Below are 26,182 nucleotides of genomic sequence, written 5' to 3' on the forward strand. Positions count from 1 at the left end.
ATCCGTCTCCCGTAGCCACCCCCACAAGGAGGTGCCGTCATGACGGTCATGGAGCAGCGCGGCGCATACCGCCCGTCGCCGCCGCCCGCCTGGCAGCCCCGGACGGACCCCGCACCGCTGCTGCCCGACGAGCGCCCGTACCGCGTCCTCGGAACGGAGACGGCCGCCAAGGCCGACCCGGAGCTGCTGCGCCGGCTGTACACCCAGCTCGTGCGCGGCCGCAGGTACAACGCCCAGGCGACCGCCCTCACCAAGCAGGGCCGTCTCGCCGTCTACCCCTCCAGCACCGGCCAGGAGGCCTGCGAGGTCGCCGCCGCGCTCGCCCTCGAAGAGCGCGACTGGCTCTTCCCCAGCTACCGGGACACCCTCGCGGTGATCGCCCGGGGCGTGGACCCCGTCGAGGCGCTCACCCTGCTGCGCGGCGACTGGCACACCGGCTACGACCCCTACGCGCACCGGGTGGCCCCGCTCTCCACCCCCCTCGCCACCCAGCTCCCGCACGCCGTCGGCCTCGCCCACGCGGCCCGCCTCAAGGGCGACGACGTGGTCGCCCTCGCCATGGTCGGCGACGGCGGCACCAGCGAGGGCGACTTCCACGAGGCCCTGAACTTCGCCGCCGTCTGGCAGGCCCCGGTGGTCTTCCTGGTCCAGAACAACGGCTTCGCCATCTCCGTCCCGCTCGCCAAGCAGACCGCCGCGCCCTCCCTGGCCCACAAGGCCGTCGGGTACGGCATGCCGGGCCGCCTGGTCGACGGCAACGACGCGGCCGCCGTGCACGAGGTCCTCGCCGACGCCGTACGGCACGCGCGCGAGGGCGGCGGCCCGACCCTGGTCGAGGCGGTGACCTACCGGATCGACGCCCACACCAACGCCGACGACGCCACCCGCTACCGCGGCGACACCGAGGTCGACGCCTGGCGCGACCACGACCCGATCCTGCTCCTGGAGCGCGAGTTGACCGACCGTGGACTCCTCGACGAGGACACCGTCCGGCGCGCCCGCGAGGACGCCGAGACCATGGCCGCCGACCTGCGCGAGCGCATGAACCGCGACCCCGAACTCGACCCCATGCACCTCTTCGACCAGGTGTACGCCGAGACCACCACACAGCTGCGCGAACAGCGCGCCCTGCTCCGCGCCGAGCTGGAGGCCGAGCAGCAGGACCAGGAAGGCGGCCCGCGATGACGACCGTCGCCGTCAAGCCCGCCACCATGGCGCAGGCGCTCACCCGCGGGCTGCGGGACGCCATGGCCGCCGACCCCGCCGTGCACGTCATGGGCGAGGACGTCGGCACCCTCGGCGGGGTCTTCCGGGTCACCGACGGCCTCGCCAAGGAGTTCGGCGAGGCCCGCTGCACCGACACCCCCCTCGCCGAGGCCGGCATCCTCGGCACCGCCGTCGGCATGGCCATGTACGGGCTGCGCCCGGTCGTGGAGATGCAGTTCGACGCCTTCGCCTACCCCGCCTTCGAACAGCTCATCAGCCACGTCTCCCGGATGCGCAACCGCACCCGCGGCCGGATGCCCCTCCCGATCACCGTCCGCATCCCCTACGGCGGCGGCATCGGCGGCGTCGAGCACCACAGCGACTCCTCCGAGGCCTACTACATGGCCACCCCCGGCCTGCACGTCGTCACCCCCGCCACCGTCGCCGACGCCTACGGCCTGCTGCGCCGGGCCATCGCCTCCGACGACCCGGTCGTCTTCCTCGAACCCAAGCGCCTGTACTGGTCCAAGGACACCTGGAACCCCGAGCACCCGACGGACGTTGAACCCATCGGCCGCGCGGTGGTGCGCCGAACCGGGCGCAGCGCCACGCTCATCACCTACGGCCCGTCCGTACCGGTCTGCCTCGAAGCCGCCGAGGCCGCCCAGACGGAGGGCTGGGACCTGGAAGTCGTCGACCTGCGCTCCCTGGTGCCGTTCGACGACGAGACGGTCTGCGCCTCCGTACGGCGCACCGGGCGCGCGGTCGTCGTACACGAGTCGGGCGGGTTCGGCGGACCGGGAGGGGAGATCGCGGCACGCGTGACCGAGCGCTGCTTCCACCATCTGGAGGCGCCGGTGCTGCGCGTGGCCGGGTTCGACATTCCCTACCCGCCGCCGATGCTGGAGCGTCACCACCTGCCCGGCGTCGACCGCATCCTGGACGCGGTGGCGCGTCTGCAGTGGGAGGCCGAGGGCTGATGGCACAGGTGCTGGAGTTCAAACTGCCCGACCTCGGGGAGGGGCTCACCGAGGCGGTGATCGTCACCTGGCTGGTCCAGGTCGGCGAGGTCGTCGCGATCGACCAGCCGGTCGTCGAGGTCGAGACGGCCAAGGCGATGGTCGAGGTCCCCTGCCCCTACGGCGGTGTGGTCACCGCCCGCTTCGGCGAGGAGGGCACCGAACTGCCCGTCGGCGCCCCGCTCCTGACGGTCGCCGTCGGCGAGGCGACCACCGTCCCCGAGGCGGAGGGCTCCGGCAACGTCCTGGTGGGATACGGCACGGGGACGCCTCCGGCGCGCCGCCGAAGGGTCCGCAACGCCGTCCCGGAGCGGGCCAACGGCACGGCCGACCGGGGCAGCGCCCCGGAACCGGCGCCGCACACCGCCGTCGCGGAAGCGGCCGCCCACGCGCACGTGCCCGCACCGCTCGCTCCGCTCACCGAGGGCCCCGTCCCGGTGATCTCCCCCCTGGTCCGCCGCCTCGCCCGGGACAACGACCTGGACCTGCGCAGGCTGTCCGGCTCGGGCCCCGACGGCCTGATCCTGCGCGCCGACGTCGAGGACGCCCTGCGGGTCAGCGCGGTCCGCGCCGCCGCTCCCAAGACCCCGCCCGCCACCGCGAACGCCCCCGTCGGCGTCCGCACGCCCCTCAAGGGCATCCGGGGCGCGGTCGCCGACAAGCTCTCCCGCAGCCGCCGGGAGATCCCCGACGCGACCTGCTGGGTGGACGCCGACGCGACCGAGCTGATGCGTGCCCGCACCGCGATGAACGCGGCGGCGGGCCCGAGGATCTCCCTCCTCGCGCTCCTCGCCCGGATCTGCACCGCAGCCCTGGCCCGCCACCCCGAGCTGAACTCCTACGTCGACGTCGAGGCCCGCGAGATCGTCCAGCTCGACCACGTCCACCTGGGCTTCGCCGCGCAGACCGACCGCGGCCTGGTCGTCCCCGTCGTCCGCGACGCCCAGGCCCGCGGCGCCGAGTCCCTGACCGCGGAGTTCGCCCGCCTGACCGAGTCGGCCCACGCCGGCACGCTCACCCCCACGGACCTCACCGGCGGCACCTTCACGCTGAACAACTACGGCGTCTTCGGCGTCGACGGCTCCACCCCGATCATCAACCACCCCGAGGCGGCGATGCTCGGAGTGGGCCGCATCGTCCCGAAGCCCTGGGTCCACGAAGGCGAGTTGGCGGTCCGTCAGGTCGTCCAACTCTCCCTGACCTTCGACCACCGGGTCTGCGACGGCGGCACAGCGGGCGGCTTCCTGAGGTACGTGGCCGACTGCGTGGAAAACCCGACGGTACTTCTCAGGACACTCTGACTGCAGCGCGCCCCTCAGGGGCGCGGGGCTGTATCAACATGCGGCTCCGCCGCGTGGGCGCGACAAGCCCCCAACGGGCCCGCGCTCGCGCAGGGCCGCCACACCCCCGCCCCTTGGGCGCACGCAACCACACCCTGCGCATCCCATGCCTCCCCATCGGTTCCCCGTGATCAGAACGCCCCCCATACTCGAAAGGTGACCGCCACCGACCCCACGCCCTACGACGCGATCGTGCTGGCCGGCGGCGCCGCGAGGCGCCTCGGCGGAACCGACAAGCCCGCCGTCCGGGTGGGCGGCCGCCCCCTCCTCGACCGCGTCCTCGCGGCCTGCGCCGGCGCACGGCGGACCGTCGTCGTGGCGGCCCCCCGCCCCACCTCCCGCCCGGTCCACTGGACCCGCGAGGACCCCCCGGGCGGCGGCCCGGTCGCCGCCCTCGACGCCGGCCTGCGTCACACCACCGCCGCCTGTGCGGTCGTACTCTCCGCCGACCTCCCGTTCCTCGAAGAGGCAACCGTGGAGCGCCTGTTGGCGGCCCTGCACGCGACCGCCGCGGACGGCGCGCTGCTCACCGACGCCGACGGCCGGGACCAGCCCCTCGTCGCGGCCTACCGCACCACCGCACTCCGCCACGCCCTCTCGGCCCTCGCCGAGGACAGCGGCAACGGCCTCACCGGCCTCCCCCTGCGGCGCCTGACCGCCGCGCTGAACCTCACCCGCGTCCCGGACCCCCTCGCGTCCTTCGACTGCGACACCTGGGACGACATCGCCGACGCCAGGGCACGCATCAGGGAGCATGGGCACGTGTTGGACGAATGGATCTCCGCAGTCAAGGACGAACTGGGCATCGACCTGGACGTCGACATCCGCCTTCTGCTCGACCTGGCCAGGGACGCCGCGCACGGCGTGGACCGCCCGGCCGCCCCGCTGACCACCTTCCTCGTCGGCTACGCGGCCGCACAGGGCAAGGGCGGCCCCGAGGCGGTCGCCGAGGCCGCCCACAAGGCCGCCGCGCTGGCCCTGCGCTGGGCGGAAGAGGCTGATGCCGCCACCGGGAAGCCCGCCACCGGGAAGCCCGCCACAGGGAAGCCCGCCACCGACGGGCCGGGCTCCGACCGGCCGGGCCCCGGCAACCCCGCGCCCGGGCCCGGCCGGTGACCGCCCCCGGCACCCGGTCCGGCACCCCCGCCGCCGCGGACACCGACGACGATCTCGACGTCGAGGAGGCGCTCGCCCTCGTGAGAGAGCCCAGAGAGCCCCGGCAGGACGCGACCACAACGCCCACCCCGCACGGCGGGCATGCGCACGGCGGTCACTCGGCCCACCGTCACCGCGCCACCCCCTGGCCCCAGGCCCGCGAGACCGCCGCCCGCGCCGCCCGGTCCGCCGTCCGGTCGGGAGCCCGCCGCGCCCCCGTCTCCGTACCGCTGACGGGCGCTCTCGGCCTGACCCTCGCCGCCCCGCTGGACGCGCTCACCGACCTGCCCTCCTTCGACACCTCCGCGATGGACGGCTGGGCGGTCGCCGGCCCCGGACCCTGGGACGTCCGCGAGGAAGGCGTGCTGGCCGGGCACGCGCAACCCGAGCCGCTCACCGACGGCGAGGCGGTCCGTATCGCCACCGGCGCCCGGATCCCGGCGGACACCACCGCCGTGCTGCGCAGCGAGCACGGCCGTCTCGACACCCAGGGCCGGCTGCACCCCACCCGTGAGGTGGTCCACGGCCAGGACATCCGCCCACGCGGCCAGGAGTGCCGCAGCGGCGACCAGTTGCTGCCCGCCGGCACCCTGGTCACCCCGGCCGTCCTCGGCCTCGCCGCGGCCGCCGGATACGACACCGTCACCGCCGTCCCCCGCCCCCGTGCCGAAGTCCTGATCCTGGGCGACGAGTTGCTCACCGAAGGACTCCCGCACGACGGACTCATCCGGGACGCGCTCGGCCCGATGCTGCCGCCCTGGCTGCGCGCGCTCGGCGCCGAGGTCACCGCCGTACGCCGGCTCGGCGACGACGCCAAGGCCCTGCGCAAGGCGATCACCGCGTCGACGGCCGATCTCGTGGTCACCACGGGCGGCACGGCCTCCGGCCCGGTCGACCACATCCACCCCACCCTGGAACGCATCGGCGCCGAACTCCTCGTCGACGGCGTCAAGGTGCGCCCCGGCCACCCCATGCTGCTGGCCCGCACCAAGGAGAACCAGCACCTCGTCGGCCTCCCCGGCAACCCCCTCGCAGCCGTCTCCGGCCTGCTCACGCTCGCCGAACCCCTGCTGCGCACCCTCGCCGCCCACCCGGCCCCCGAGCCGTACACCCTGCCCCTGGCGGAGGCGACGCACGGGCACCCGTACGACACCCGGCTCATCCCGGTCGTCCTGCGCGGTGACACCGCGGTCCCGCTGCACTACAACGGCCCGGCCATGCTCCGCGGCATCGCCGCCGCCGACGCGCTCGCGGTCGTGCCGCCGGGCGGAGCACGGCCGGGTACTGAGACGGAACTCCTCGACCTGCCGTGGGCGGCCGCGGGCATCGGAGTCTGTTTCACGTGAAACTTCCCGGCCATGACGCCATCGCCCGCCAGGCGGACGAACACCTGGTGACCCATCGGGTGAAACTCCCGACGAAGGTGGTGGAGCGCCCGATCCGCCAGGTCGCCAAACGGCTCTCCATGGCCCTGCTGGTGCTGGTCGCCACCGCGCTGATCGTCTACGCCGACCGTGACGGCTACACCGACAACTCCGACCGCTCGGTCGACCTCCTCGACGCCTTCTACTACGCGACCGTCACCCTCTCCACCACGGGCTACGGCGACATCACCCCCGTCAGCGACGGTGCGCGGCTCACCAACATCTTCGTCATCACGCCCCTGCGTGTGCTGTTCCTGATCATCCTGGTCGGCACCACGCTCGAAGTCCTCACCGAACGCACCCGGGAGGAGTGGCGCATCAACCGCTGGAGGTCCGCCGTGCGGGATCACACCGTCGTCGTCGGGTTCGGGACGAAGGGGCGGTCGGCGATCCAGACCGTCTGTGCGACCGGGCTGAAGGCGGAGCAGGTGGTCGTGGTCGACCCGAGCTCCAAGGTGATCGAGGCGGCGACCGCCGACGGATACGCGGGGGTCATGGGCGATGCGACCCGCAGCGAGGTGCTGAAGCGGGCCGAGGTGCAGCGGGCGCGGCAGATCATCATCGCGACCCAGCGTGACGACACGGCTGTGCTGGTGACCCTGACGGCCCGGCAGCTCAACAAGGCCGCGAAGATCGTGGCCGCGGTCCGCGAGGAGGAGAACGCGCCGCTGCTCAAGCAGTCCGGCGCCGACGCCGTCATCACCAGCGCCAGCGCGGCCGGTCGGCTGCTCGGGCTGTCCGTGCTCAGCCCGGCCGCCGGCATGGTCATGGAGGACCTCATCCAGCAGGGCAGCGGCCTGGACCTCGTGGAACGCCCCGCGGTCAAGGCCGAGGTCGGCAAGACACCGCGCGAGACGGCCGACCTGGTGGTGAGCGTCGTACGCGGACACCGGGTGCTCGGGTACGACGATCCGGCCGTCGGCACCATCGAGGCGACGGACCGGCTGATCACGATCGTGCGGGCCTCGCCGGGCAGTCGGGTCGCACCGGACGTACGACCGCTGCCCCGCGCCTGACCGGGCGAGCCGCCGGTGACGTCACCAGCGGGGTCCGGACGGGCGGGGAGTAGCGTCGGCCGCATGTATGCGATCACGATTTCCGAACCTGGTGGGCCCGAGGCGCTGGTGTGGGAGGAGGTTCCCGATCCCGTGCCCGGCGAGGGCGAGGTGCTGGTCGAGGTGGTGGCCGGCGCCGTCAACCGCGCCGACATCATGCAACGGCAGGGCCACTACGACCCGCCGCCGGGCGCCTCCCCGTACCCCGGTCTGGAGTGCTCCGGGCGGATCGTCGCGCTCGGCCCGGGTGTCTCCGGCTGGTCGGTCGGCGACGAGGTGTGCGCGCTGCTCGCGGGCGGCGGCTACGCCGAGAAGGTCGCCGTGCCGGCCGGGCAGCTGCTGCCGGTGCCCGAGGGCCTGGACCTGAAGCAGGCCGCGGCGCTGCCCGAGGTGGCCTGCACGGTCTGGTCGAACGTCTTCATGATCGCCCACCTGCGCCCCGGTGAGACCCTCCTCGTGCACGGCGGCTCCAGCGGCATCGGCACCATGGCGATCCAGCTGGGCAAGGCGGTCGGCGCCAAGGTCGCGGTCACCGCGGGCACGAAGGAGAAGCTGGACTTCTGTGCCGAGCTGGGCGCGGACATCCTCGTCAACTACCGCGAGCAGGACTTCGTCGCCGAGGTGAAGCAGGCCACCGGCGGCGCGGGGGCCGACGTCATCCTGGACAACATGGGCGCCAAGTACCTGGACCGGAACGTGCAGGCGCTCGCGGTCAACGGGCGGCTCGCGATCATCGGCATGCAGGGCGGCGTCAAGGGCGAGCTGAACATCGGCGCGCTGCTCGGCAAGCGGGCCGCGATCAGCGCGACCTCGCTGCGCGCCCGGCCGCTCGCCGAGAAGGCGGCCATCGCCGCGGCGGTGCGGGAGCACGTGTGGCCCTTGATCGCCCAGGGTCATGTCCGCCCGGTCGTCGACCGGGAGCTGCCGATGGCGGATGCGGCGCAGGCCCATCGGGTGGTCGAGGCCAGCGAGCACATCGGCAAGGTCGTGCTGGTCGCCCGCTGAGTGCTCCGCTGGAAGTGCCGCGATCTGCCGTCTGCCGACTGCGGCGACGCCCCTTCGGGGCGCTGCCGAACCGCAGCGGACTTCGCCGGCCCCGCTTGGCGCCTCAGCTTCGCCGTACCCGCAGGCCGACGAAGGCGAGGCCGAGCCCGAGGCCGATCAGGACCAGGCCGCTGCCGAGCGGAAGGACGTGCAGTACGGGCTCGGTGTCGTCGTCCTGGCTGGGGTCCATCGCCTGGCCCGTCGGGTGCGGCTGGGGCGAGGCGGGGGCGAGGACGGCCTCCCGGGGCGGTTGTGCGGAGCTGGCCGCCGGGCTCCCGGCGCTGCTCCCCGCGGGCTCCGTCGCCGTTCCTTCGCCGAGACCGCCCTGGTCGTCCGGGGTGTCCGGGGTATCGGGGTCGTCCGGGACGTCCGGGTCGTCGGGGTCCTGGTCCTCGACCTTCGTCGCCGGTCCCTGGGGCCGCCCCGGTCGCAGCCGGCCCTCGCCCGCCACGGTGCCGGCCAGCGACGGCTCGGGGGTGGCCGAGGCGCGGGCGGAGTCCGAGGGCACCGGCCCGGGGGCGTACCCGACAGCCGCGCCGCACGGCAGCAGGACCGCCGCGAGGGCGAGCAGCAGCCGGACGAGCAGCGGACGGACGAGCGCGAGCCGTACCTGACCGGGCGGCCGGTCACTGGCGCGGGGGAATCGCAGCCTTGGAGTCACGTCGGTGACCTCCTGGAGCACAGTCGTCGTCAGGGCCGACGATCACCAGCCTCACATTTGACGACAAACCCGGCATTTCTGATTCGGCCGAAGGGTCTACGGCCGGTCCGGGGCGGTTCTGAGGGGTGGATCAGCCCCCATGGGGGGCACCACGGTGGTGAGGTGTACGGGTGCGAGAGAATGGCGGCATGGAGATGCCGAGGAACGAACGGTCGCCCGAGAATCCGCAGATCCTGGTCGTGGGCCAGGACGGGATGGCACTCGGCGGCGGCAACGGGGACGAGGACTCCCGCGAGATCCCGGTGACGGAGATGGTGGAACAGCCCGCCAAGGTCATGAGGATCGGCAGCATGATCAAGCAGCTCCTGGAGGAGGTGCGCGCGGCTCCTCTCGACGAGGCCAGCCGGGTCCGGCTCAAGGAGATCCACGCCAGCTCGGTGAAGGAGCTGGAGGACGGCCTCGCCCCGGAGCTGGTGGAGGAGCTGGAGCGGCTCTCGCTGCCGTTCACCGAGAACTCGACTCCCTCCGACGCCGAACTGCGCATCGCGCAGGCCCAGTTGGTGGGCTGGCTGGAGGGGCTGTTCCACGGGATCCAGACCACTCTGTTCGCCCAGCAGATGGCCGCCCGCGCCCAGCTGGAGCAGATGAGGCGTGCGCTGCCCCCGGGCGTCGGCCACGAGGGCGAGGAGTACGGCCCGGCCGGCCGCTCCGGCGGGCCGTACCTCTAGGGATCTCTAGGGACCTCAAGGGACCTCAAGGGACGTCCAGGGACCTCTAGACCTCTAGGGACTCCCGGACACTCCCGAGGCGGCGAAGGGCCCGGCGGACAGCCGCCGGGCCCTTTCCACCGCGCCTTGCGTCGGCGCGGCCCGCGTCAGCCGGTCGCCGGGTTGCCCGTCGACACCTTGAGCTCGATGGTCGGCATGTCCTCCTGGGCGACGTCGGTGCCGGAGGACGGGAACTGCTCCATGACCGTGCCGTCGCCGTAGGTGTTCTCGTCCACGGAGACGATCTTCATCTGCCAGCCGGCGGCCTGGAAGCACTCCTTGACCGACTTGATGTACTTGAACTTGAAGTCCGGGACCTGGATCTTGTCCGGGTCGTCGTAGGACTCCTGCGGTTCGGTGCACTCGGTCTTCTCGACGGTCTTCGAGGTGTCGGGCCCGCGGTAGCCCGAAGCGTGCGAGGCCGCGGTGCTTGCGGTGCTCGCGCTGCTGCCCCCGCCACCGCTGCCGCCGGTGGCGTCATCGCCGCCGCCGGTGTTCAGCGCCAGTGCGACGACCAGGCCGATCACCGCGACCAGCGACACCGCGATCGACCCGATGACCACCGGCCGGTTGCTCTTCCCGCCACCACCGCCACCACCGGCGGACGGCGCCTGGGGCGTGATGTTGTACGGCGGCGGGGTCGACGGCGCCGGCTGGGCGTACCCGGCCGGGGTCTGGTAGCCCGCCTGCTGCGGATAGCCGTAGGCGGGTGCGGGACCCGCGGCCCCGTAGGGATTCGGGGCCGGTGCCGGCTGGTACGGCGTCTGCACCGGACCGGGAGGCGGCGGCGTCGCCTGGCCGACCGGCGGGAACACCGCGGAGCCGACCCCGGCGCCGCTCTGCGTCGGCGGGATGCCCGGGACGATGCTGGGTGCGGCCGGGTGGAGCGAGGCGGCGACCCGCAGGCACTCGTCGCGCATGGACTCGGCGGTCGGGAAGCGCTCGTTCGGGTTCTTCTTCAGCGCGCGGGTGACCAGCGCGTCCACGGCCGGCGGAAGGGCCCGGTTGACCGAGGAGGGAGCGACCGGCTCCTCCTGGACATGCGCGTAGGCGATGGCCAGCGGCGAGTCCGCATCGAACGGCAGCCGCCCGGTGACCAGCTGGAACAGCATGATGCCGACCGAGTAGAGGTCCGAGCGCGCGTCCACGCCCCGGCCGAGCGCCTGCTCCGGGGAGAGGTACTGCGGGGTGCCGACGACCATGCCGGTCTGGGTCATGGAGGTGACCCCGGACTGCATGGCGCGGGCGATGCCGAAGTCCATCACCTTGACGACGCCGCGCTTGGTCGTCATCACGTTGCCGGGCTTGATGTCGCGGTGGACCAGCCCCATCTCGTGGCTGATCTCCAGTGCGGCCAGCACGTCGGCGGTGATCTTCAGCGCCTTGTCGGCGGGCATCGCGCCGAACTGCCGTACGTCCTCGTCCAGCACGGACCCGAGCGGGCGGCCCTCGACGTACTCCATGACGATGTACGGCATGGTCGAGCCGTCCAACTCGTCCTCGCCGGTGTCGAAGACGGAGACAATGTTGGTGTGCGTGAGCTTGGCCACCGCCTGGGCCTCGCGGCGGAAGCGCTCGCGGAAGGCCTGTTCCCGGCCGAGTTCGGTGTGCAGGGTCTTGATCGCGACCTGCCGGTCCAGGATCGCGTCGTACGCCAGGTGCACGGAGGCCATGCCGCCCTCGCCGAGCAGGTCGCGCAGCTGGTAGCGGCCACCGGCCAGCGCCCGCCCCGCGTAACGGCCGTATGCGCCGTCCTGGCTCATTTTCCCCGTCCCCCGCCCGGCACTCAGGCACCCTTGTTGATCGAATGTCTCATTCCCGGCCAAGTCTGCCGGAGGGCACTGACACGTCAAGCGCGGTGCCCGTTCCGTGACCGTACGCGAAAGAACAGCCGCGGAAGAGTTACAGGGGCCGTACGTCCGGTACACAGAATTTGCACGGCAGCGAGTGGTAAGGGTTTGATGGCCGGTCCGTCCACGGGTCGGATCCCGGACCGAGGGGTTGCGCGGAGGCTGTAGCGTGGCCGACGGAGACCGTGACAACACCGCGCGCACCGCGGGCAGAAACGACGGCGAGGACCGATGGCACAGACGCACAGCGCCCAGGGCCCGTCCGACCCCGAGGCGACTGGCGGCGGCATGTCGGACGCGCCTGAGCTGTGGGGCAACGGAGGTCTGGTCGGCGACGGCCGTTACCGGCTCACCCACCGCCTCGGCCGGGGCGGCATGGCCGAGGTGTTCGCGGCCGAGGACGTACGGCTCGGCCGCACCGTGGCAGTGAAGCTGCTCCGGGCCGACCTCGCCGAGGACCCGGTCTCCAAGGCCCGCTTCACGCGCGAGGCACAGTCGGTCGCCGGGCTCAACCACCACGCGATCGTGGCGGTGTACGACTCCGGCGAGGACGTGGTCGGCGGCCAGTCCGTGCCGTACATCGTGATGGAGCTGGTCGAGGGCCGCACCATCCGCGACCTGCTGATCAACGCCGAGGCGCCGGGCCCCGAGCAGGCCCTGATCATCGTCTCCGGGGTGCTGGAGGCGCTGGCCTACTCGCACCAGCACGGCATCGTGCACCGTGACATCAAGCCCGCCAACGTGATCATCACGCACAACGGTGCCGTCAAGGTGATGGACTTCGGCATCGCCCGCGCCCTGCACGGCGCGTCCACCACGATGACGCAGACCGGCATGGTCATGGGCACGCCCCAGTACCTCTCCCCCGAGCAGGCGCTCGGCAAGGCCGTCGACCACCGCTCCGACCTGTACGCCACCGGCTGTCTGCTCTACGAACTCCTCGCCCTGCGGCCCCCGTTCATCGGCGAGACCCCGCTGGCGGTGGTCTACCAGCACGTTCAGGACATCCCGGTGCCGCCCTCCCAGACCTCCGAGGGCGCGGCCCCGCCGGAGCTGGACGGCCTGGTCATGCGCTCGCTCGCCAAGGAGCCCGACGACCGCTTCCAGACCGCCGAGGAGATGCGCGGCCTGATCCAGTACGGCCTGCAGATGCTGTACGACCAGGGCAGCCACACCGGCACCTGGAACACCGGCCCGGTCACCGTGCACGACGGCCGGCACACCCCGGCGGCCGGTTTCGCCGGTACGACCGTGATGCCGCACCCGTCGGCCGCCGCCGGGACCACGCAGATCCCGCAGCCGATCCTGCCGGGCGGCTACGGGGGCGGCGACGACGGCGGTTTCGAGGGGCACGGCAACAGAGGCAGCGGCCGCGGCAAGCTGTGGATCCTGGCCGTCCTCGCGGTGATCGCCGTCGCGGCGGGCGTCGCGCTGGCGCTGAACAACGGCGGGGGCGGGGACGGCGGCGGCACCGGTACGTCGCAGTCGCCGACCACCTCGCAGACCACCAAGGCCGAGACGCCCAGCTCCAGCCCGTCGGACGAGACCAGCGACACGGCCACGGACACGCAGACCGACGACAGTGGCTCGGGCAACAACGACAACTCCGGCTACACGCCGTCGCCGACCCCGACCTACAGCCAGTCCCAGGAGCAGAGCAGCGAGCCGAGCGACGAGCCGAGCGACACCGCGAGCGCCTCGCAGCCCACGGACACCGAGAGCTCTCCGGAGACGCAGCCCTCCGACACGACCGGTACGGGCGACGCCGGCGGGACCGACGTCGGCAACACGATCGCAGGCGTCGGCGGCGGTTGAAGGACACCGACGCCCTTCGGCTGACCGGCCGCTGCTGATCCGCCGCTTCTGCTACTGCTACTGCTTCTGCTTCTGCTGCTGCACGAATTCTGCTACTGCACGAACGCGTCGCACACCGCGTCGTACTCCCTGGTCCACCACACGGCGAGTGCCGAGGCGGCCGGGAACTGGGGGTCCGCGCGGGTGTCGCCGCGCTCGTAGTGCCAGCGCAGCATCCAGAAGTCGTTGAGCCGCTCCCACCACACGCGGTGCACGGCCGCCGCGAGCTCCGAGGGCGTGGCCCCGGCCGCGCGCCGGTACGCGCGCGCGTACGCCCGCACCTTCCGCAGGTCGAGCGCTCCCGCCGGGCGCACGAAGAAGATCGCGGCGGCACGTACGGCCTCCTCCGCGCGGGGCTGCACGCCGAGCCGGTCCCAGTCGACGATCGCGGCGGGCGCGTCGTCCTTGTAGAGCAGGTTGAACGGGTGGAAGTCGCCGTGCACCCAGCCCACCGAGGCGCCGCGCGGGGGGCGCCGGGCGCTGTGCTGCTCAAGGAGCGCACGGCGTTCGAGCAGTCGGTGGCGGGCGAGTTCGTCGAAGGCATCCGCGGGGCGGTGCCGGCTGACGTGGGCGAGCAGGTCGTCGATGAGCGCGAAGGTGTCGGCCGGGTCGGCGCTCTCGACAGGATGGGGGCTGGTTGCCGGGCGGGTGCGCCCCTTGGGGGGCATCACGCGCTCCAGGCAGGCGTGCACGGCGCCGAGGAGCGCGCCGAGCCGCGCGCACTCCCCGCGCGTGAGCTGTCCGCCGTGCCGGTGCCGGCCGTCGATCCAGGGGTGCAGCGCGTAGGCGTGGCCGCCGACGACGGCGACCGTACGGCCGTCGCGGTCGGCGAGGGGCGGGGCGACCGGGACGCCGAGGGCGGCCAGTCGCAGGGTGGCCAGATGACGCCTTTCGATGGCTGCCGGGTCGGCGGTGTCGGGGTCGAAGTGGTGCTTCAGGAAGTAGCGGCCGCGGGTGGTGCAGAGGCGATAGCCGCGGTTCAGCAGGCCCTGTTCGACCGGCTCGCAGGCGAGCGCGGAACCGGCGGCGTACCGCCGGAGCAGGGGGCCCAGAGGGGGCGCGTGGGGCACGAGGGGTGGTACACATGAGCGCGGCACGCGGCAGATGCTAGGGCAAGCGCCAACGCTGTGAGCTGGGCGTTGTCACGGGTAGTCGCTGATGGTCGCTTTCGGTCACGTGATGAACCGCGGCGAATACAAGTGCGAAAGATGGGCCCCGGAGGCGTGCCGTGGGGCGTAGGGTCACGGTGCCGCGCTCGGTGCGCGCCCGGGGTTCGGCGAGCAGACCGGACACCTTGATGTCTTCCCGTGGCCCGGGGCGGCGGGATAACGTGCCGTAGCTCCGGCCTCCCGCAAGGCTCTGACCAGCGACCTTCCAGCCCGCGTCGATTTACTAGGAAACCCAAGCAAAAAGTACTTGGATTTCCAAGCAAAAACGCAGGTCAGGAGGGGTTTCACAGAAATGTGGCGCACTGGGTAACGTGCATGTTGCAGGGCGCTCGCCGGGGCACCTGTCACGCCTGTTCCCGGCCGAGTGGCACCCACCCCGTGCCACGGGTGTCGGAAACAGGTGAGCCGCACTGGTTCACCCGGCAACCCCGGGGGCCGGACCGACGGAGGAGCACACGTGACCGTGGACAGCAGTGCCGCGAGCGAACCGCGACGCAGCGCCGCAGGCAAGGCCGGTACCACCGGCAGCAAGGCCGGCACCAAGCGCACCACTCGCACCACCAGTCGCACCACCACCAGCACCGCCTCTCGCACCACCACCCGCAGCAGCGCGAAGAAGAGCACCGATCCCGAGCTCGTCCAGTTGCTGACCCCCGAGGGCAAGCGGGTCAAGAACGCCGAGTACGACGCGTACGTCGCCGGGATCACCCCCGAGGAGCTGCGCGGTCTGTACCGCGACATGGTGCTCACCCGTCGCTTCGACGCCGAGGCCACCGCCCTGCAGCGGCAGGGCGAGCTGGGCCTGTGGGCGTCCCTGCTCGGCCAGGAGGCCGCCCAGATCGGCTCCGGGCGGGCCACCCGAGAGGACGACTACGTCTTCCCGACCTACCGCGAGCACGGCGTCGCCTGGTGCCGCGGGGTCGACCCGACCAACCTGCTGGGCATGTTCCGCGGCGTCAACCACGGCGGCTGGGACCCCAACAGCAACAACTTCCACCTCTACACGATCGTCATCGGCTCCCAGACGCTGCACGCCACCGGCTACGCGATGGGCGTCGCCAAGGACGGCGCGGACAGCGGCGTGATCGCCTACTTCGGCGACGGCGCGTCCAGCCAGGGCGACGTCGCCGAATCGTTCACCTTCGCCGCGGTCTACAACGCCCCGGTGGTGTTCTTCTGCCAGAACAACCAGTGGGCGATCTCCGAGCCGACCGAGAAGCAGACCCGCGTCCCGCTCTACCAGCGCGCCCAGGGCTTCGGCTTCCCCGGCGTCCGGGTCGACGGCAACGACGTGCTGGCCTGCCTCGCGGTCACCAAGTGGGCGCTGGAGCGCGCCCGCAGCGGCGAGGGCCCGACGCTCGTCGAGGCGTACACCTACCGGATGGGCGCCCACACCACCTCCGACGACCCCACCCGCTACCGGGGCGACGACGAGCGGCAGGCCTGGGAGGCCAAGGACCCGATCCTGCGCCTGCGCCGGTACCTGGAGGCCTCAAACCACGCGGACGAGGGATTTTTCGCGGAACTCGAAGCCGAGTCCGAGGCGTTGGGCAGGCGAGTGCGCGAAGCGGTACGGGCCATGCCGGACCCGGACAAGTTCGCCATCTTCGAGAACGTGTACGCCGACGGGCATGCGCTCGTCGACGAGGAGCGAGCCCAGTTCGCCGCCTACCAGGCGTCGTTCGCGGACGTAGAGGGGGTCTGACCATGGCAGCGGAAAAGATGGCTCTGGCCAAGGCGATCAACGAGTCGCTGCGCCGCGCGTTGGAGTCGGACCCCAAGGTCCTCGTCATGGGCGAGGACGTCGGCAAGCTCGGCGGTGTCTTCCGGGTCACCGACGGCCTGCAGAAGGACTTCGGCGACAGCCGCGTCATCGACACCCCCCTCGCCGAGTCCGGCATCGTCGGCACCGCGATCGGTCTCGCCCTGCGCGGCTACCGCCCGGTGGTGGAGATCCAGTTCGACGGCTTCGTCTTCCCGGCGTACGACCAGATCGTCACCCAGCTCGCGAAGATGCACGCCCGCTCGCTCGGCAAGGTCAAGATGCCGGTCGTCGTCCGCATCCCCTACGGCGGCGGCATCGGCGCGGTCGAGCACCACTCCGAGTCCCCCGAGGCGCTCTTCGCGCACGTGGCGGGCCTGAAGATCGTCAGCCCGTCCAACTCCTCCGACGCGTACTGGATGATGCAACAGGCCATCCAGAGCGACGACCCGGTGATCTACTTCGAGCCCAAGCGCCGCTACTGGGACAAGGGCGAGGTCAACACCGAGGCCATCCCCGGTCCGCTGCACAAGGCCCGCGTGGTCCGCGAGGGCACCGACCTGACCCTCGCCGCCTACGGCCCGATGGTGAAGCTCTGCCAGGAGGCCGCCGACGCGGCCGCCGAGGAGGGCAAGTCCCTGGAGGTCCTGGACCTGCGGTCCGTCTCCCCGATGGACTTCGACTCGATCCAGGCCTCGGTCGAGAAGACCCGTCGCCTGGTCGTGGTCCACGAGGCACCGGTGTTCTTCGGTTCGGGCGCGGAGATCGCCGCCCGCATCACCGAGCGCTGCTTCTACCACCTGGAGGCCCCGGTGCTCCGGGTGGGCGGCTACCACGCCCCCTATCCGCCGGCCCGCCTGGAGGACGAGTACCTTCCGGGCCTGGACCGGGTGCTCGACGCCGTCGACCGTGCCCTGGCGTACTGAGGAGAGGGTCGTGACGACGATGACGGAAGCGTCCGTACGCGAGTTCAGGATGCCGGACGTGGGCGAGGGGCTCACCGAGGCCGAGATCCTCAAGTGGTACGTCCAGCCCGGCGACACGGTCACCGACGGCCAGGTGGTGTGCGAGGTCGAGACGGCGAAGGCGGCCGTCGAACTCCCGATCCCCTACGACGGCGTGGTCCGCGAGCTGCGCTTCGCCGAGGGCACCACGGTGGACGTGGGCACGGCGATCATCGCGGTGGACGTGGCGGGCGGGGCGCCGGCCGAGGCGCCCGCCGCGGCCCCGGCCCCGGCCCCGGCCCCGGTCCCGGAGCCGGAGAAGAAGCCGGAGGGCCGCCAGCCGGTCCTCGTCGGCTACGGCGTGGCGGCCTCCTCCACCAAGCGCCGCCCGCGCAAGGGACCGGAGGCCACGGCCGCGGAGGCGGCGGTCCAGGCAGCGGTCCAGCAGGAGCTGAACGGCCACGGCCCGGCTCCGGTCACCTCCCCGGTCCCGGCCGCCGCCCCCGTTCCCGCCCCGGCCGCGGAGGAGGAGCGCCCCCGCCCGCTGGCGAAGCCGCCGGTGCGCAAGCTGGCGAAGGACCTGGGCGTCGACCTGGCCACGGTGATCCCGTCCGGCCCGGACGGCATCATCACGCGCGAGGACGTGCACGCGGCGGTGACGGTGCCGGAGCCGGTGGTGGCGGCCGTACCGGTGGCCCCTGCCGCTCCCGCGGTCCCTGCCGCTCCCGCGGTCCCTGCCGCCTCGTACGACACCGTCCGCGAGACCCGGATCCCCATCAAGGGCGTCCGCAAGGCGACCGCGGCGGCGATGGTGGGTTCGGCGTTCACGGCCCCGCATGTCACGGAGTTCGTGACGGTGGACGTGACCCGCACGATGAAGCTGGTGGAGGAGCTGAAGCAGGACAAGGACCTGCAGGGCCTCCGGGTCAACCCCCTCCTGCTCATCGCCAAGGCCCTGTTGGTCGCCATCAAGCGCAACCCGGACATCAACGCGTCCTGGGACGAGGCGAACCAGGAGATCGTGCTCAAGCACTACGTCAACCTGGGCATCGCCGCGGCCACCCCGCGCGGCCTGATCGTGCCGAACATCAAGGACGCCCACGCGAAGACGCTCCCGCAACTGGCGGAGGCGCTCGGTGAGCTGGTCGGCACGGCCAGGGACGGCAAGACGTCACCCGCCGCGATGCAGGGCGGCACGGTGACCATCACCAACGTCGGCGTCTTCGGCATCGACACGGGCACGCCGATCCTCAACCCGGGCGAGGCGGCGATCCTCGCCGTCGGCGCGATCAAGCTCCAGCCGTGGGTCCACAAGGGCAAGGTGAAGCCACGTCAGGTCACCACCCTGGCGCTGAGCTTCGACCACCGTCTGGTGGACGGCGAGCTGGGTTCCAAGGTCCTGGCGGACATCGCCGCGATCCTGGAGCAGCCGAAGCGGCTGATCACCTGGGGCTGAGGGCCGTATACGGCAAAGGCCCGCCGCACGGGTTGCGGCGGGCCTTCGTCGGCTTGGTGCGAGGTGGGTCAGATGGTCGCGAAGCCGTAGTTCAGGAGCTTCGTCGCGTCCGTCGCGCGCTGGGTGATCGAGGAGGAGGCGAGGACGGTGCCGATGACCGTCTTGCCGTTGCGGGTCGCGGCGAAGACGAGGCAGTACTTGGCCTCGGGGCCGGAGCCGGTCTTGATGCCGATGGCGCCGCTGTAGCTGCTGAGCAGCGTGTTGGTGTTGGTCCAGGCACCCATGGTGCGGGTGGAACCGGTCTTCGTGATCGTCTTCGCCGTGTAGCTCTTCGTCTTGACGACCGCGCGGAACGTGGAGTTCTTCATCGCGCTGCTGGCGATTTTCGTCAGGTCGCGCGGCGTCGAGTAGTTGTTGCCGTTGCCGATGCCGTCGAAGGAGTCGAAGTGGGTGTTGGTCAGACCCAGGCTCTTCGCGGCGGTGTTCATCTTGGAGATGAAGTTGGCGACGCGCTTGGCGCGGGTGGTGCCCGAGCCGTACGTGTCCGCGAGCGCGTAGGCGGCGTCGCAGCCGGAGGGCAGCATCAGCCCGTAGAGCAGCTGGCGGACGGTGACCTTGTCGCCGACGATGAGGTGCGCCTGGGAGGCGTTGTTGGCGACGACGTAGTCGCTGTACGCCTTCTGGATCGTGACCTTCTTGTCGAGGTTCAGGTTCGACTGCGCGAGCACGACCTTGGCGGTCATGATCTTCGTGGTCGAACCGGTGGACAGCTTGGTGTCCGCCGCCTTCGTGTACAGCGTCTTGGCGTTCGCGTTGTTCATGACGTAGCCGCCCTTGGCCACGATCGAGGGCTTGGTGACGGCCTGCGCGGGTGCCGCGGTGAGGGCCCCGGTCGCCAGCAGCGCGCCGGACGTGACGGCGACGGCGGCGGCCTTGCGGAGGCGAGTGCCCTTAATACCGGTAATCAACTGAAATACCCCGAGTCGAGTCGAGTCGTAATGCCCCTGGCGTGCGGCCGAGTTGGGGGTGCCGAAGCGATTGGGGCCGCACGTGTGTGACACGTAAGTAGCACAGATGGTTGTGCGGTTGCTGAGGGCGATTTATGTCACGTCCGGATGGTGGACGTGCGGGTCCCTTGCGTACGTGTTGTATCTAAGCTGTGGGCATGAGCCTGGCCGTCAAGCAGCCCCCCGCCGCCGACCGTGTCTACTCCCACGTCAAGCAAGGCGTCCTGGACCGCCACTACGAAGGCGGCGCGCTCCTCACCGAGGGCGAGCTGGCCGAGGCCGTGGGGGTGTCCCGCACCCCCGTCCGCGAGGCGCTGCTGCGCCTGGAGGCCGAGGGTCTGATCAAGCTCTACCCGAAGAAGGGCGCCATGGTGCTGCCCGTCTCCGCGCAGGAGATCGCCGACGTGGTGGAGACCCGGATGCTGGTCGAGGAACACGCGATGCGCAAGGCCGTACCCGCCTCGGCGGCGCTGGTGGCCCGTCTGGAGGAGCTGCTCGACCGGCAGAAGGCCGAGGCCGCCGCCGGTGACCTGGCCGCCGCGGCCGTCACCGACCGCTGCTTCCACGCCGAGATCGTCCGCGACGGCGGCAACGAGATCCTCTCCCGCCTCTACGACCAGCTGCGCGACCGCCAGCTGCGGATGGGCGTCGCGATCATGAACGCGCACCCCGACCGCATCGCCAAGTCGCTGACCGAGCACGAGGAGATCCTGGACGCGCTGCGCGCGGGGGATGCTGATCGCGCGGTCGACCTTGTGCACCGGCACGTCGACTGGTTCGCGCACCTGGCGCGGGGTGAGGTCCGATGAGCCGCGGCAGCGTGTCGTTGCCCGGTGATCCGCCGGGCGGCCGCCGGGCCGTGGTGGTCTGGAGCATAGGCGTCTCCGTCTACTTCGTCGCCGTCATCTTCCGCACGTCCCTCGGGGTCGCCGGCCTCGACGCGGCCGACCGCTTCCATGTGGGCGCCTCGGCGCTGTCCACGTTCTCGATACTCCAGCTGCTGGTCTACGCCGGCATGCAGATACCCGTCGGCCTGCTGGTCGACCGCCTCGGCACGAAGAAGATGCTGTCCATCGGTGCCGTGCTGTTCACCGCCGGGCAGCTGGGCTTCGCCTTCTCCCCGTCGTACGGCACCGCGCTCGCCTCGCGCGCGCTGCTCGGCTGCGGTGACGCGATGACGTTCATCAGCGTGCTGCGGCTCGGCACCCGCTGGTTCCCGGCCCGCCGCGGCCCGCTCGTCGCCCAGCTCGCCGGTCTCGTCGGCATGGCGGGCAACCTCGTCTCCACGCTGGTCCTGGCCCGGCTGCTGCACGGCATCGGCTGGACCCCGGCGTTCGCGGGCAGCGCCCTGGCCGGTGCGGTCGTCCTGGTCCTCGTCCTGTTCTTCCTGAAGGACCACCCCGACGGCCACGAGCCGGAGCCCTTCCCGCATCAGGGAGCGGCCTACGTACGGAAGCAGATCGCCGCGTCCTGGCGGGAGCCGGGGACCCGGCTGGGCCTGTGGGTGCACTTCACCACCCAGTTCCCGGCGATGGTGTTCCTGCTGCTGTGGGGGCTGCCGTTCCTGGTCCAGGCGCAGGGGCTGTCCCGCGCCACGGCCGGTGAACTGCTGACCCTGGTCGTCCTCTCCAACATGGTGGTCGGCCTGGTCTACGGCCAGATCGTCGCCCGGCACCACACGGCGCGGCTGCCGCTGGCGCTGGGCACGGTCGGGGCGACGGCCGTGGTGTGGGCGGCGACGCTGGTGTATCCGGCCGACCATGCCCCGATGGGGCTGCTGGTGGTGCTGTGCGCGGTGCTGGGTGCGTGCGGACCGGCGTCGATGATCGGCTTCGACTTCGCGCGGCCCGCCAACCCGCCCGAGCGACAGGGGACCGCGTCCGGGATCACCAACATGGGTGGTTTCACGGCCTCGATGACGACGTTGTTCCTGGTGGGTGTGTTGCTGGACGCCACCGGCGACAACTACTCGGTGGCCTTCTCGTGCGTGTTCGTGCTGCAGGCGCTGGGGGTGAGCCAGATCCTGCGGTTGCGGGGGCGGGCGGTTCGGCGGGAGCGGGAACGGTTGGTGGCGAGCCGGGTGGAGACGGTGCACGTGCCTGCCTAGGTTTCCCCACCTGCGCACCGCCCGTCGGCAGAAAGGCCGGGCGACCTGTGGGGGCGGTCGCCGTCGGCGGCTTTCCGGGCGTGCGACCGATCGGGCAACCGCCGGGGCGGCGATCAGTGAGCCGCCGGTGCGAGTGGGGCGGTCATCGCGTCGTCGGGACGAGGGTCAGGTAGGCCAGCCCCAGCACGCCCCGGTACGTCAGCCAAGCTGCGCGGTGGGTGTCCAGGCGGGCTCGGGTCTCCGTCGCCAGCGGGTGGCCGGGGTTGGCCGCCAGCCATACCTCCGTGTCCGCCTGGTACGCCGACTCGAACTCCTCCCACTCCTCCGGGTTCGCCGTCTCGATCCACTCCGGGCGGAAGCCGGCGGCCACCGCGAGGTCGACCAGGGCGGCCAGGTCGTGGTGGTCGGTGGCCGAGGCGCCCGGCCACATCCCGGCCAGCTCCGCCTCGGTCGGGGTGCGCTGCCAGAAACCCTCGCCGAGCAGGACGCGCCCGCCGTCGGCCACCAGCCGCCGCAGCTCCCGCAGGGCCGGCACGAGATCGTCGCCCAGTGCCTGGCTCGCCCCGAGGCACAGCACCACGTCGGCCGGGCCCCGGCCGGTGCCCACCGCCGACTCCTCGGCGAACTCCACCCGGCCGGCCAGCCCCCGCGTCCCGGCGGCCCGCCGCCCCCGCTCCAGGTCCGCCGCGTTCACGTCCAGTCCGACGCCGTGCGCCCGCGGTACGGCCGCCAGCAGCCGGAGCATCAACTCGCCCCAGCCGCAGCCGATGTCCAGCACGCTGCCGGGCTGCGTGCCCGCGAGGCGCTGAACCATCGCGGTCGCGCGGGCCTCGGAGAGCGGGCCGTGGAAGGTGAGCCGGGTGAGGCGGGGCGGTAGGTCGTCATGCGGTGCGGTGGCAGTGGTCATGCCGGGAAAGATAGGTCGTGACGGCCACCGCAGGGCACCGAATTTCCGGCGCACCCCGCTCCCGCTTCTTTCCGGATTCTTACCGCTCTTACTGCGTGACCGCGAAGTTGCGCAGGATCGCCGCCGTCAGTTCCGGGTCGCCCTCCGCCTTCACCCGGTCCGCGACCGCCTCCGGGGTGGTGCGGCCGCAGGCCAGGCGGACGTAGGTCTCCCAGTCGAGGGTGAACGTGGCGGCGGGGCCGAGGGCGGGGGCCGTTTCGAGGGTGCCGCGGCCCTGGATGTCGACGCGGATGGTGCGCATGAACTCGATCGGGCCGTGCACGTCCAGGACGATCGCCGAACTGCGCGGCGCGTTCGCCTTCTCGGCGACGACGGCGGGCAGCTCGTCGAGCAGCACGTCACGGGCGATGTGCGCGCCGGGGGAGTCGAGGTTGCCGGGGCGCCCGAGGGCGGCCCGCAGATCCTGCTCGTGCACCCACACGTTGAACGCGTGGCCGCGCATGGACTCTTCGAGGGTGAGCTCGGTGCCGAGCGGGCCGCGTACCTTGGCGCCCGGGTCCCGCGACTCGTTCCGCAGCTGGCGGTTGCGGCGGATGATCACGTACTCCAGCTCGGAGGTCATCTCCGGCGCCGTGTGGTGGCGGCGGACGTCGACCTGCATCTCCATGTAGCGCTGCTGGTCGTTGGTGACGTGGAAGAGGTCGCGCGGCAGGGTGTGGATGGGGCGCGGGTCGCCGAGCATCTCGCAGTCCAGGCCGATGACGTGGGAGACCACGTCCCGCACCGACCAGCCCGGGCACGGGGTCCGCCGGTTCCACTCGCCCTCGACGAGCGGCGTCACCAGCTCGGATATCGCTTCGATGGAGTGGGTCCAGGCGTCGGCGTAGGGCTGGAGGGTGGGATGCAGACTCACGGAACGGGACCCCTCGGCGGTCGGTACTCGGGCAGGTGATGGCGGCGTTGCCAGCGGGAGGTGGCTGCTGTCGGCGGGTGTCTTGAAACGCTAAGTTACGCTGCTGTGAGGCACCCCGGCAGTGCTTTCGTGTGACGATCGTAGGCCCGTGTGGACGGCTCGAATGCCAGGACGGTGGTAGTGTGCGCGCCTCGCTCATCCAGATCGACGTAAACGAGGGCGAATCGGTCGAATCTCGTCGGCAGCGTGTGACCGCACTGGTGCGCGAGCAGGCGGACGCCGATCTCGTCGTACTGCCCGAGCTGTGGACGACGGGCGCGTTCGCCTACCAGGAGTTCGCCGCCGAGGCCGAGCCGCTCGAAGGCCCGACGTACGAGGCGATGGCGAAGGCGGCGAGCGACGCGGGCGTCTGGCTGCACGCCGGCTCGATCCCCGAGCGTGCTCCAGCCGACAGCGGCTCCGCCGCGGAGGACGGCCCCCTCTACAACACGGCGCTCGTCTTCTCCCCCTCCGGCGAGCTGGCCGCCACCTACCGCAAGATCCACCGCTTCGGTTTCGACAAGGGCGAGGCGGTGCTGATGGGCGCGGGACAGGAGCTGGTGACGGTCCGGCTGCCCGGGACCACACTCGGCCTGGCCACCTGCTACGACCTCCGTTTCCCCGAACTCTTCCGCGGACTCGTCGACGCCGGCGCCGAGACGCTGGTGCTCCCGGCGGGCTGGCCCGAGCGGCGACGCGCGCACTGGACGCTGCTGGCCCAGGCGCGGGCGGTCGAGAACCAGGCGTTCGTGCTCGCGTGTGGAACGGCCGGGACGCATGCCGGAGTTCCGCAGGCCGGTCACTCGATCGTGGTGGACCCGTGGGGCGAGGTGCTGGCCGAGGCGGGCGCCGGCGAGGAGATCCTCACCGTCGACCTCGATCCGGCCAAGGTCGCCGCGACCCGCGAACAGTTCCCGGCCCTCAAGGACCGCCTCCTCGGCCTGGACCCCCCGCACCACCGTTAGCCCCGCCCAGCCCCCGCCCAGCCCCCGCCTAGTCCTCGTCCCGCTCCTTGTCGGCGAGGTGGATCACGCACACCGCCACCGCGATCAGCAGCGCCGGGTCCGCGTCGTCCCGTACCACGTCGACGCCGTAGGTCTCCCGTACGTGCAGCCAGCGCCGGGAGACCACGGCCAGCAGTTCGCCGTCGTACTCGACGGCGAACTCCCGGTCGAGGATCTTGCCGCTGACGTCGAGTTCGGTGCCGTCGACCAGGTGGACCCGGTAGTGGTTGCGCAGCAGCGACAGCCGCTTGCGCCTGATGGTCGCCAGGGGCTCGCCCTCGCGTTCGATCACCATGGTGTCGCGCAGGGCGAACATCTTCTGGTGGATGTCGACGAGCACGCGCCCGTGCCGGTCCTTCAGCTCGAACGTGTCGCGCACCCGCATGGCCTTGCCGTCGACGAGGAAGACCTTGTCGCCGTGCTCGTCCTCGATCCAGTAGTCCTCACCGAAGCCGAGGAGCCGGTCGCGTACCAGGAATCTCATACCTGTACCCCTTCCCGCCCCACCGGCCCGAAACGCCGCCGGTAGTCCGACGGGCTGAGCCCTGTCTCGCGCCGCAGCCGCGCGCGCAGATTGGCCGCCGTACCGAGCCCGCTGCGCGCCGCCACCACGTCCAGCCGCTCCTCCCCCCGTTCGATCAGACGGCAGGCGACGGCCACGCGTTCCCCGGTCAGCCAGGCCAGCGGGGTGGTGCCCAGCTGGGCACGGAACCGGCGATGCAGGGTGGCGGGGGAGACGGCGGCCCGCGCGGCCAGGTCCGCCACGGTCAGCGGCTGTCCGAGTCGCTCCTGCGCCCAGGCCAGCAGCGGGCCGAGTGACTCGTCCGGCACATCGGGCACCGGCCGCTCCACGAACTGCCGCTGCCCGCCGTCGCGGTGCGAGGCGAACACCAGCCGCCGGGACACCGCGTTGGCGATCTCGGCGCCGTGGTCCTGCCGCCAGATGTGCAGCCCCAGGTCGAGCGCGGCCGCGCTGCCCGAGGCGGTCAGCAGGTCGCCGTCGTCGACGAAGAGCACGTCCGGGTGGAGCAGCACCCGGGGATGCAGTTCCCGGAACACGTCCGCCCAGCGCCAGTGTGTGGTGGCCGGCCGCCCGTCCAGCAGCCCGGCCTCGGCGAGCGCGAACGTCCCGGTGCAGAAACTCACGACCCGCGCCCCATGCGCGCGTGCGCGCCGGATGGCGTCGAGGACGTCGGCACCGCGCGGGACGACGTTGTCCGGGCGGCCCGGTACGACGAGGGTGTCCGCCTCGTCCACGGCCTCCAGCCCCGCCACCCCGCTGAGAGTGAAGAAGCCGTGGTTCATGCGCACCTCGCGCGCGGGCGCACAGAGCGTCACCTCGTACGGCGGTACGGGCATCCCCAGCTCGGGCCGCGGCAGCCCGAACAGCTCGGTGGCGACCCCGACCTCGAACGGATTGGTGCCCGCGTCGACGATCACGGCGACACGATGAGTCGTTTGAGAGGATCCTTGCGCCATATGCGATTTCTAGCACTCAC

Annotated in this window: 23 protein-coding genes; 15 read left to right on the forward strand and 8 right to left on the reverse strand. The window is 72.0% G+C overall.

Annotated features, from left to right (window positions below; all coding sequences use genetic code 11):
- Window positions 1-39 precede the first annotated feature (39 nt).
- The 7 genes from pdhA (ABT137_RS26390) to ABT137_RS26420 all read left to right on the forward strand — a co-directional run bounded on the left by pdhA (ABT137_RS26390) (window position 40) and on the right by ABT137_RS26420 (window position 8,204).
- A complete protein-coding gene (pdhA, locus tag ABT137_RS26390; RefSeq protein WP_351713020.1) occupies window positions 40-1,185 on the forward strand; it encodes a pyruvate dehydrogenase (acetyl-transferring) E1 component subunit alpha in 1,146 nt (381 codons plus the stop codon).
- Window positions 1,182-2,186 carry an alpha-ketoacid dehydrogenase subunit beta gene (locus ABT137_RS26395; RefSeq protein ID WP_351713022.1) on the forward strand — a complete coding sequence of 335 codons (1,005 nt, stop codon included), beginning with the start codon at window positions 1,182-1,184 and terminating at the stop codon, window positions 2,184-2,186. Before pdhA (ABT137_RS26390) ends, ABT137_RS26395 begins: the two co-directional genes overlap by 4 nt.
- On the forward strand, window positions 2,186-3,526 hold the full coding sequence (locus ABT137_RS26400) for a dihydrolipoamide acetyltransferase family protein (RefSeq protein WP_351713024.1): 1,341 nt from the start codon (window positions 2,186-2,188) through the stop codon (window positions 3,524-3,526). Before ABT137_RS26395 ends, ABT137_RS26400 begins: the two co-directional genes overlap by 1 nt.
- Window positions 3,527-3,721: 195 nt before the next feature.
- Complete coding sequence (locus ABT137_RS26405) at window positions 3,722-4,681, forward strand: NTP transferase domain-containing protein (RefSeq protein ID WP_351713026.1); 960 nt, start codon at window positions 3,722-3,724, stop codon at window positions 4,679-4,681.
- Window positions 4,678-6,066, forward strand: a complete 1,389-nt coding sequence (locus ABT137_RS26410; protein WP_351713028.1) for a molybdopterin molybdotransferase MoeA — start codon at window positions 4,678-4,680, stop codon at window positions 6,064-6,066. Before ABT137_RS26405 ends, ABT137_RS26410 begins: the two co-directional genes overlap by 4 nt.
- On the forward strand, window positions 6,063-7,160 hold the full coding sequence (locus ABT137_RS26415) for a potassium channel family protein (protein WP_351713030.1): 1,098 nt from the start codon (window positions 6,063-6,065) through the stop codon (window positions 7,158-7,160). Before ABT137_RS26410 ends, ABT137_RS26415 begins: the two co-directional genes overlap by 4 nt.
- 63 nt (window positions 7,161-7,223) lie before the next feature.
- Window positions 7,224-8,204, forward strand: coding sequence for an NAD(P)H-quinone oxidoreductase (locus ABT137_RS26420; protein WP_351713032.1), 981 nt, complete (start codon window positions 7,224-7,226; stop codon window positions 8,202-8,204).
- 103 nt (window positions 8,205-8,307) lie between these two features.
- On the opposite strand, the gene ABT137_RS26425 is transcribed toward ABT137_RS26420, so the two are convergent.
- Window positions 8,308-8,904: a hypothetical protein gene (locus ABT137_RS26425; protein WP_351713034.1), complete on the reverse strand. Its 597-nt coding sequence runs from the start codon at window positions 8,902-8,904 to the stop codon at window positions 8,308-8,310.
- Between the two features lie 188 nt (window positions 8,905-9,092).
- Between ABT137_RS26425 and ABT137_RS26430 the strand changes: the two genes are divergently transcribed.
- On the forward strand, window positions 9,093-9,632 hold the full coding sequence (locus ABT137_RS26430; protein ID WP_351713036.1) for a bacterial proteasome activator family protein: 540 nt from the start codon (window positions 9,093-9,095) through the stop codon (window positions 9,630-9,632).
- A 146-nt stretch (window positions 9,633-9,778) separates the two neighbouring features.
- Here ABT137_RS26430 and ABT137_RS26435 read toward each other — a convergent pair whose 3' ends face one another.
- Entirely contained in the window at window positions 9,779-11,434 is a 1,656-nt protein-coding gene (locus ABT137_RS26435; protein ID WP_351713038.1) for a protein kinase domain-containing protein, read from the reverse strand.
- Between the two features lie 318 nt (window positions 11,435-11,752).
- Here ABT137_RS26435 and ABT137_RS26440 point away from each other — a divergent pair, with 318 nt between their 5' ends.
- Entirely contained in the window at window positions 11,753-13,336 is a 1,584-nt protein-coding gene (locus tag ABT137_RS26440) for a protein kinase domain-containing protein (RefSeq protein WP_351713040.1), read from the forward strand.
- Between the two features lie 92 nt (window positions 13,337-13,428).
- Here the strand turns inward: ABT137_RS26440 and ABT137_RS26445 are convergent, their stop codons facing one another.
- Window positions 13,429-14,445, reverse strand: a complete 1,017-nt coding sequence (locus tag ABT137_RS26445; protein WP_351713042.1) for a phosphotransferase — start codon at window positions 14,443-14,445, stop codon at window positions 13,429-13,431.
- Window positions 14,446-15,001: 556 nt separating this feature from the next.
- On the opposite strand from ABT137_RS26445, the gene pdhA (ABT137_RS26450) reads away from it, so the two are divergent.
- From pdhA (ABT137_RS26450) to ABT137_RS26460, 3 genes are read left to right on the forward strand one after another with little or no spacing between them, the layout of a single operon-like run.
- Window positions 15,002-16,249, forward strand: a complete 1,248-nt coding sequence (gene pdhA / locus ABT137_RS26450) for a pyruvate dehydrogenase (acetyl-transferring) E1 component subunit alpha (protein WP_351713044.1) — start codon at window positions 15,002-15,004, stop codon at window positions 16,247-16,249.
- Between the two features lie 2 nt (window positions 16,250-16,251).
- Window positions 16,252-17,232 (forward strand): alpha-ketoacid dehydrogenase subunit beta, encoded by a 981-nt coding sequence (locus tag ABT137_RS26455; RefSeq protein WP_351713046.1) that lies wholly within the window; start codon window positions 16,252-16,254, stop codon window positions 17,230-17,232.
- A gap of 10 nt (window positions 17,233-17,242) precedes the next feature.
- Window positions 17,243-18,706: a dihydrolipoamide acetyltransferase family protein gene (locus ABT137_RS26460; protein ID WP_351713048.1), complete on the forward strand. Its 1,464-nt coding sequence runs from the start codon at window positions 17,243-17,245 to the stop codon at window positions 18,704-18,706.
- 68 nt (window positions 18,707-18,774) lie between these two features.
- Here the strand turns inward: ABT137_RS26460 and ABT137_RS26465 are convergent, their stop codons facing one another.
- Window positions 18,775-19,674: a D-alanyl-D-alanine carboxypeptidase family protein gene (locus ABT137_RS26465; RefSeq protein WP_351713049.1), complete on the reverse strand. Its 900-nt coding sequence runs from the start codon at window positions 19,672-19,674 to the stop codon at window positions 18,775-18,777.
- A 197-nt stretch (window positions 19,675-19,871) separates the two neighbouring features.
- On the opposite strand from ABT137_RS26465, the gene ABT137_RS26470 reads away from it, so the two are divergent.
- Window positions 19,872-20,522, forward strand: a complete 651-nt coding sequence (locus ABT137_RS26470) for a GntR family transcriptional regulator (protein ID WP_351713051.1) — start codon at window positions 19,872-19,874, stop codon at window positions 20,520-20,522.
- On the forward strand, window positions 20,519-21,820 hold the full coding sequence (locus ABT137_RS26475) for an MFS transporter (RefSeq protein ID WP_351713054.1): 1,302 nt from the start codon (window positions 20,519-20,521) through the stop codon (window positions 21,818-21,820). The genes ABT137_RS26470 and ABT137_RS26475 overlap by 4 nt, the downstream gene beginning before the upstream one ends.
- Before the next feature lie 142 nt (window positions 21,821-21,962).
- On the opposite strand, the gene ABT137_RS26480 is transcribed toward ABT137_RS26475, so the two are convergent.
- Both ABT137_RS26480 and ABT137_RS26485 read right to left on the reverse strand, forming a co-directional pair.
- Window positions 21,963-22,727: an SAM-dependent methyltransferase gene (locus ABT137_RS26480; RefSeq protein ID WP_351713056.1), complete on the reverse strand. Its 765-nt coding sequence runs from the start codon at window positions 22,725-22,727 to the stop codon at window positions 21,963-21,965.
- Window positions 22,728-22,815: 88 nt separating this feature from the next.
- Window positions 22,816-23,640: a maleylpyruvate isomerase family mycothiol-dependent enzyme gene (locus tag ABT137_RS26485; protein ID WP_351713058.1), complete on the reverse strand. Its 825-nt coding sequence runs from the start codon at window positions 23,638-23,640 to the stop codon at window positions 22,816-22,818.
- Window positions 23,641-23,822: 182 nt separating this feature from the next.
- On the opposite strand from ABT137_RS26485, the gene ABT137_RS26490 reads away from it, so the two are divergent.
- Window positions 23,823-24,644 carry a carbon-nitrogen family hydrolase gene (locus ABT137_RS26490; protein WP_351713060.1) on the forward strand — a complete coding sequence of 274 codons (822 nt, stop codon included), beginning with the start codon at window positions 23,823-23,825 and terminating at the stop codon, window positions 24,642-24,644.
- A 28-nt stretch (window positions 24,645-24,672) separates the two neighbouring features.
- Here the strand turns inward: ABT137_RS26490 and ABT137_RS26495 are convergent, their stop codons facing one another.
- Both ABT137_RS26495 and ABT137_RS26500 read right to left on the reverse strand, forming a co-directional pair.
- On the reverse strand, window positions 24,673-25,167 hold the full coding sequence (locus ABT137_RS26495; protein WP_351713062.1) for an LURP-one-related/scramblase family protein: 495 nt from the start codon (window positions 25,165-25,167) through the stop codon (window positions 24,673-24,675).
- On the reverse strand, window positions 25,164-26,162 hold the full coding sequence (locus ABT137_RS26500; protein ID WP_351713064.1) for a GlxA family transcriptional regulator: 999 nt from the start codon (window positions 26,160-26,162) through the stop codon (window positions 25,164-25,166). Before ABT137_RS26500 ends, ABT137_RS26495 begins: the two co-directional genes overlap by 4 nt.
- Window positions 26,163-26,182: the final 20 nt, after the last annotated feature.

This window comes from Streptomyces sp. NPDC001980, assembly GCF_040296885.1.
In the GTDB taxonomy this organism is placed as follows: domain Bacteria; phylum Actinomycetota; class Actinomycetes; order Streptomycetales; family Streptomycetaceae; genus Streptomyces.

Bases quoted from the DNA above. Each gene is read 5' to 3' on its own strand.
- ABT137_RS26435 (WP_351713038.1), bottom strand. From the start codon at position 11,434: ATGAGCCAGGACGGCGCATACGGCCGTTACGCGGGGCGGGCGCTGGCC.
- ABT137_RS26400 (WP_351713024.1), top strand. From the start codon at position 2,186: ATGGCACAGGTGCTGGAGTTCAAACTGCCCGACCTCGGGGAGGGGCTC.
- ABT137_RS26480 (WP_351713056.1), bottom strand. From the start codon at position 22,727: ATGACCACTGCCACCGCACCGCATGACGACCTACCGCCCCGCCTCACC.
- ABT137_RS26430 (WP_351713036.1), top strand. From the start codon at position 9,093: ATGGAGATGCCGAGGAACGAACGGTCGCCCGAGAATCCGCAGATCCTG.
- ABT137_RS26495 (WP_351713062.1), bottom strand. From the start codon at position 25,167: ATGAGATTCCTGGTACGCGACCGGCTCCTCGGCTTCGGTGAGGACTAC.
- ABT137_RS26500 (WP_351713064.1), bottom strand. From the start codon at position 26,162: ATGGCGCAAGGATCCTCTCAAACGACTCATCGTGTCGCCGTGATCGTC.
- ABT137_RS26395 (WP_351713022.1), top strand. From the start codon at position 1,182: ATGACGACCGTCGCCGTCAAGCCCGCCACCATGGCGCAGGCGCTCACC.
- ABT137_RS26475 (WP_351713054.1), top strand. From the start codon at position 20,519: ATGAGCCGCGGCAGCGTGTCGTTGCCCGGTGATCCGCCGGGCGGCCGC.
- ABT137_RS26420 (WP_351713032.1), top strand. From the start codon at position 7,224: ATGTATGCGATCACGATTTCCGAACCTGGTGGGCCCGAGGCGCTGGTG.
- ABT137_RS26455 (WP_351713046.1), top strand. From the start codon at position 16,252: ATGGCAGCGGAAAAGATGGCTCTGGCCAAGGCGATCAACGAGTCGCTG.
- pdhA (WP_351713020.1), top strand. From the start codon at position 40: ATGACGGTCATGGAGCAGCGCGGCGCATACCGCCCGTCGCCGCCGCCC.
- ABT137_RS26470 (WP_351713051.1), top strand. From the start codon at position 19,872: ATGAGCCTGGCCGTCAAGCAGCCCCCCGCCGCCGACCGTGTCTACTCC.
- ABT137_RS26440 (WP_351713040.1), top strand. From the start codon at position 11,753: ATGGCACAGACGCACAGCGCCCAGGGCCCGTCCGACCCCGAGGCGACT.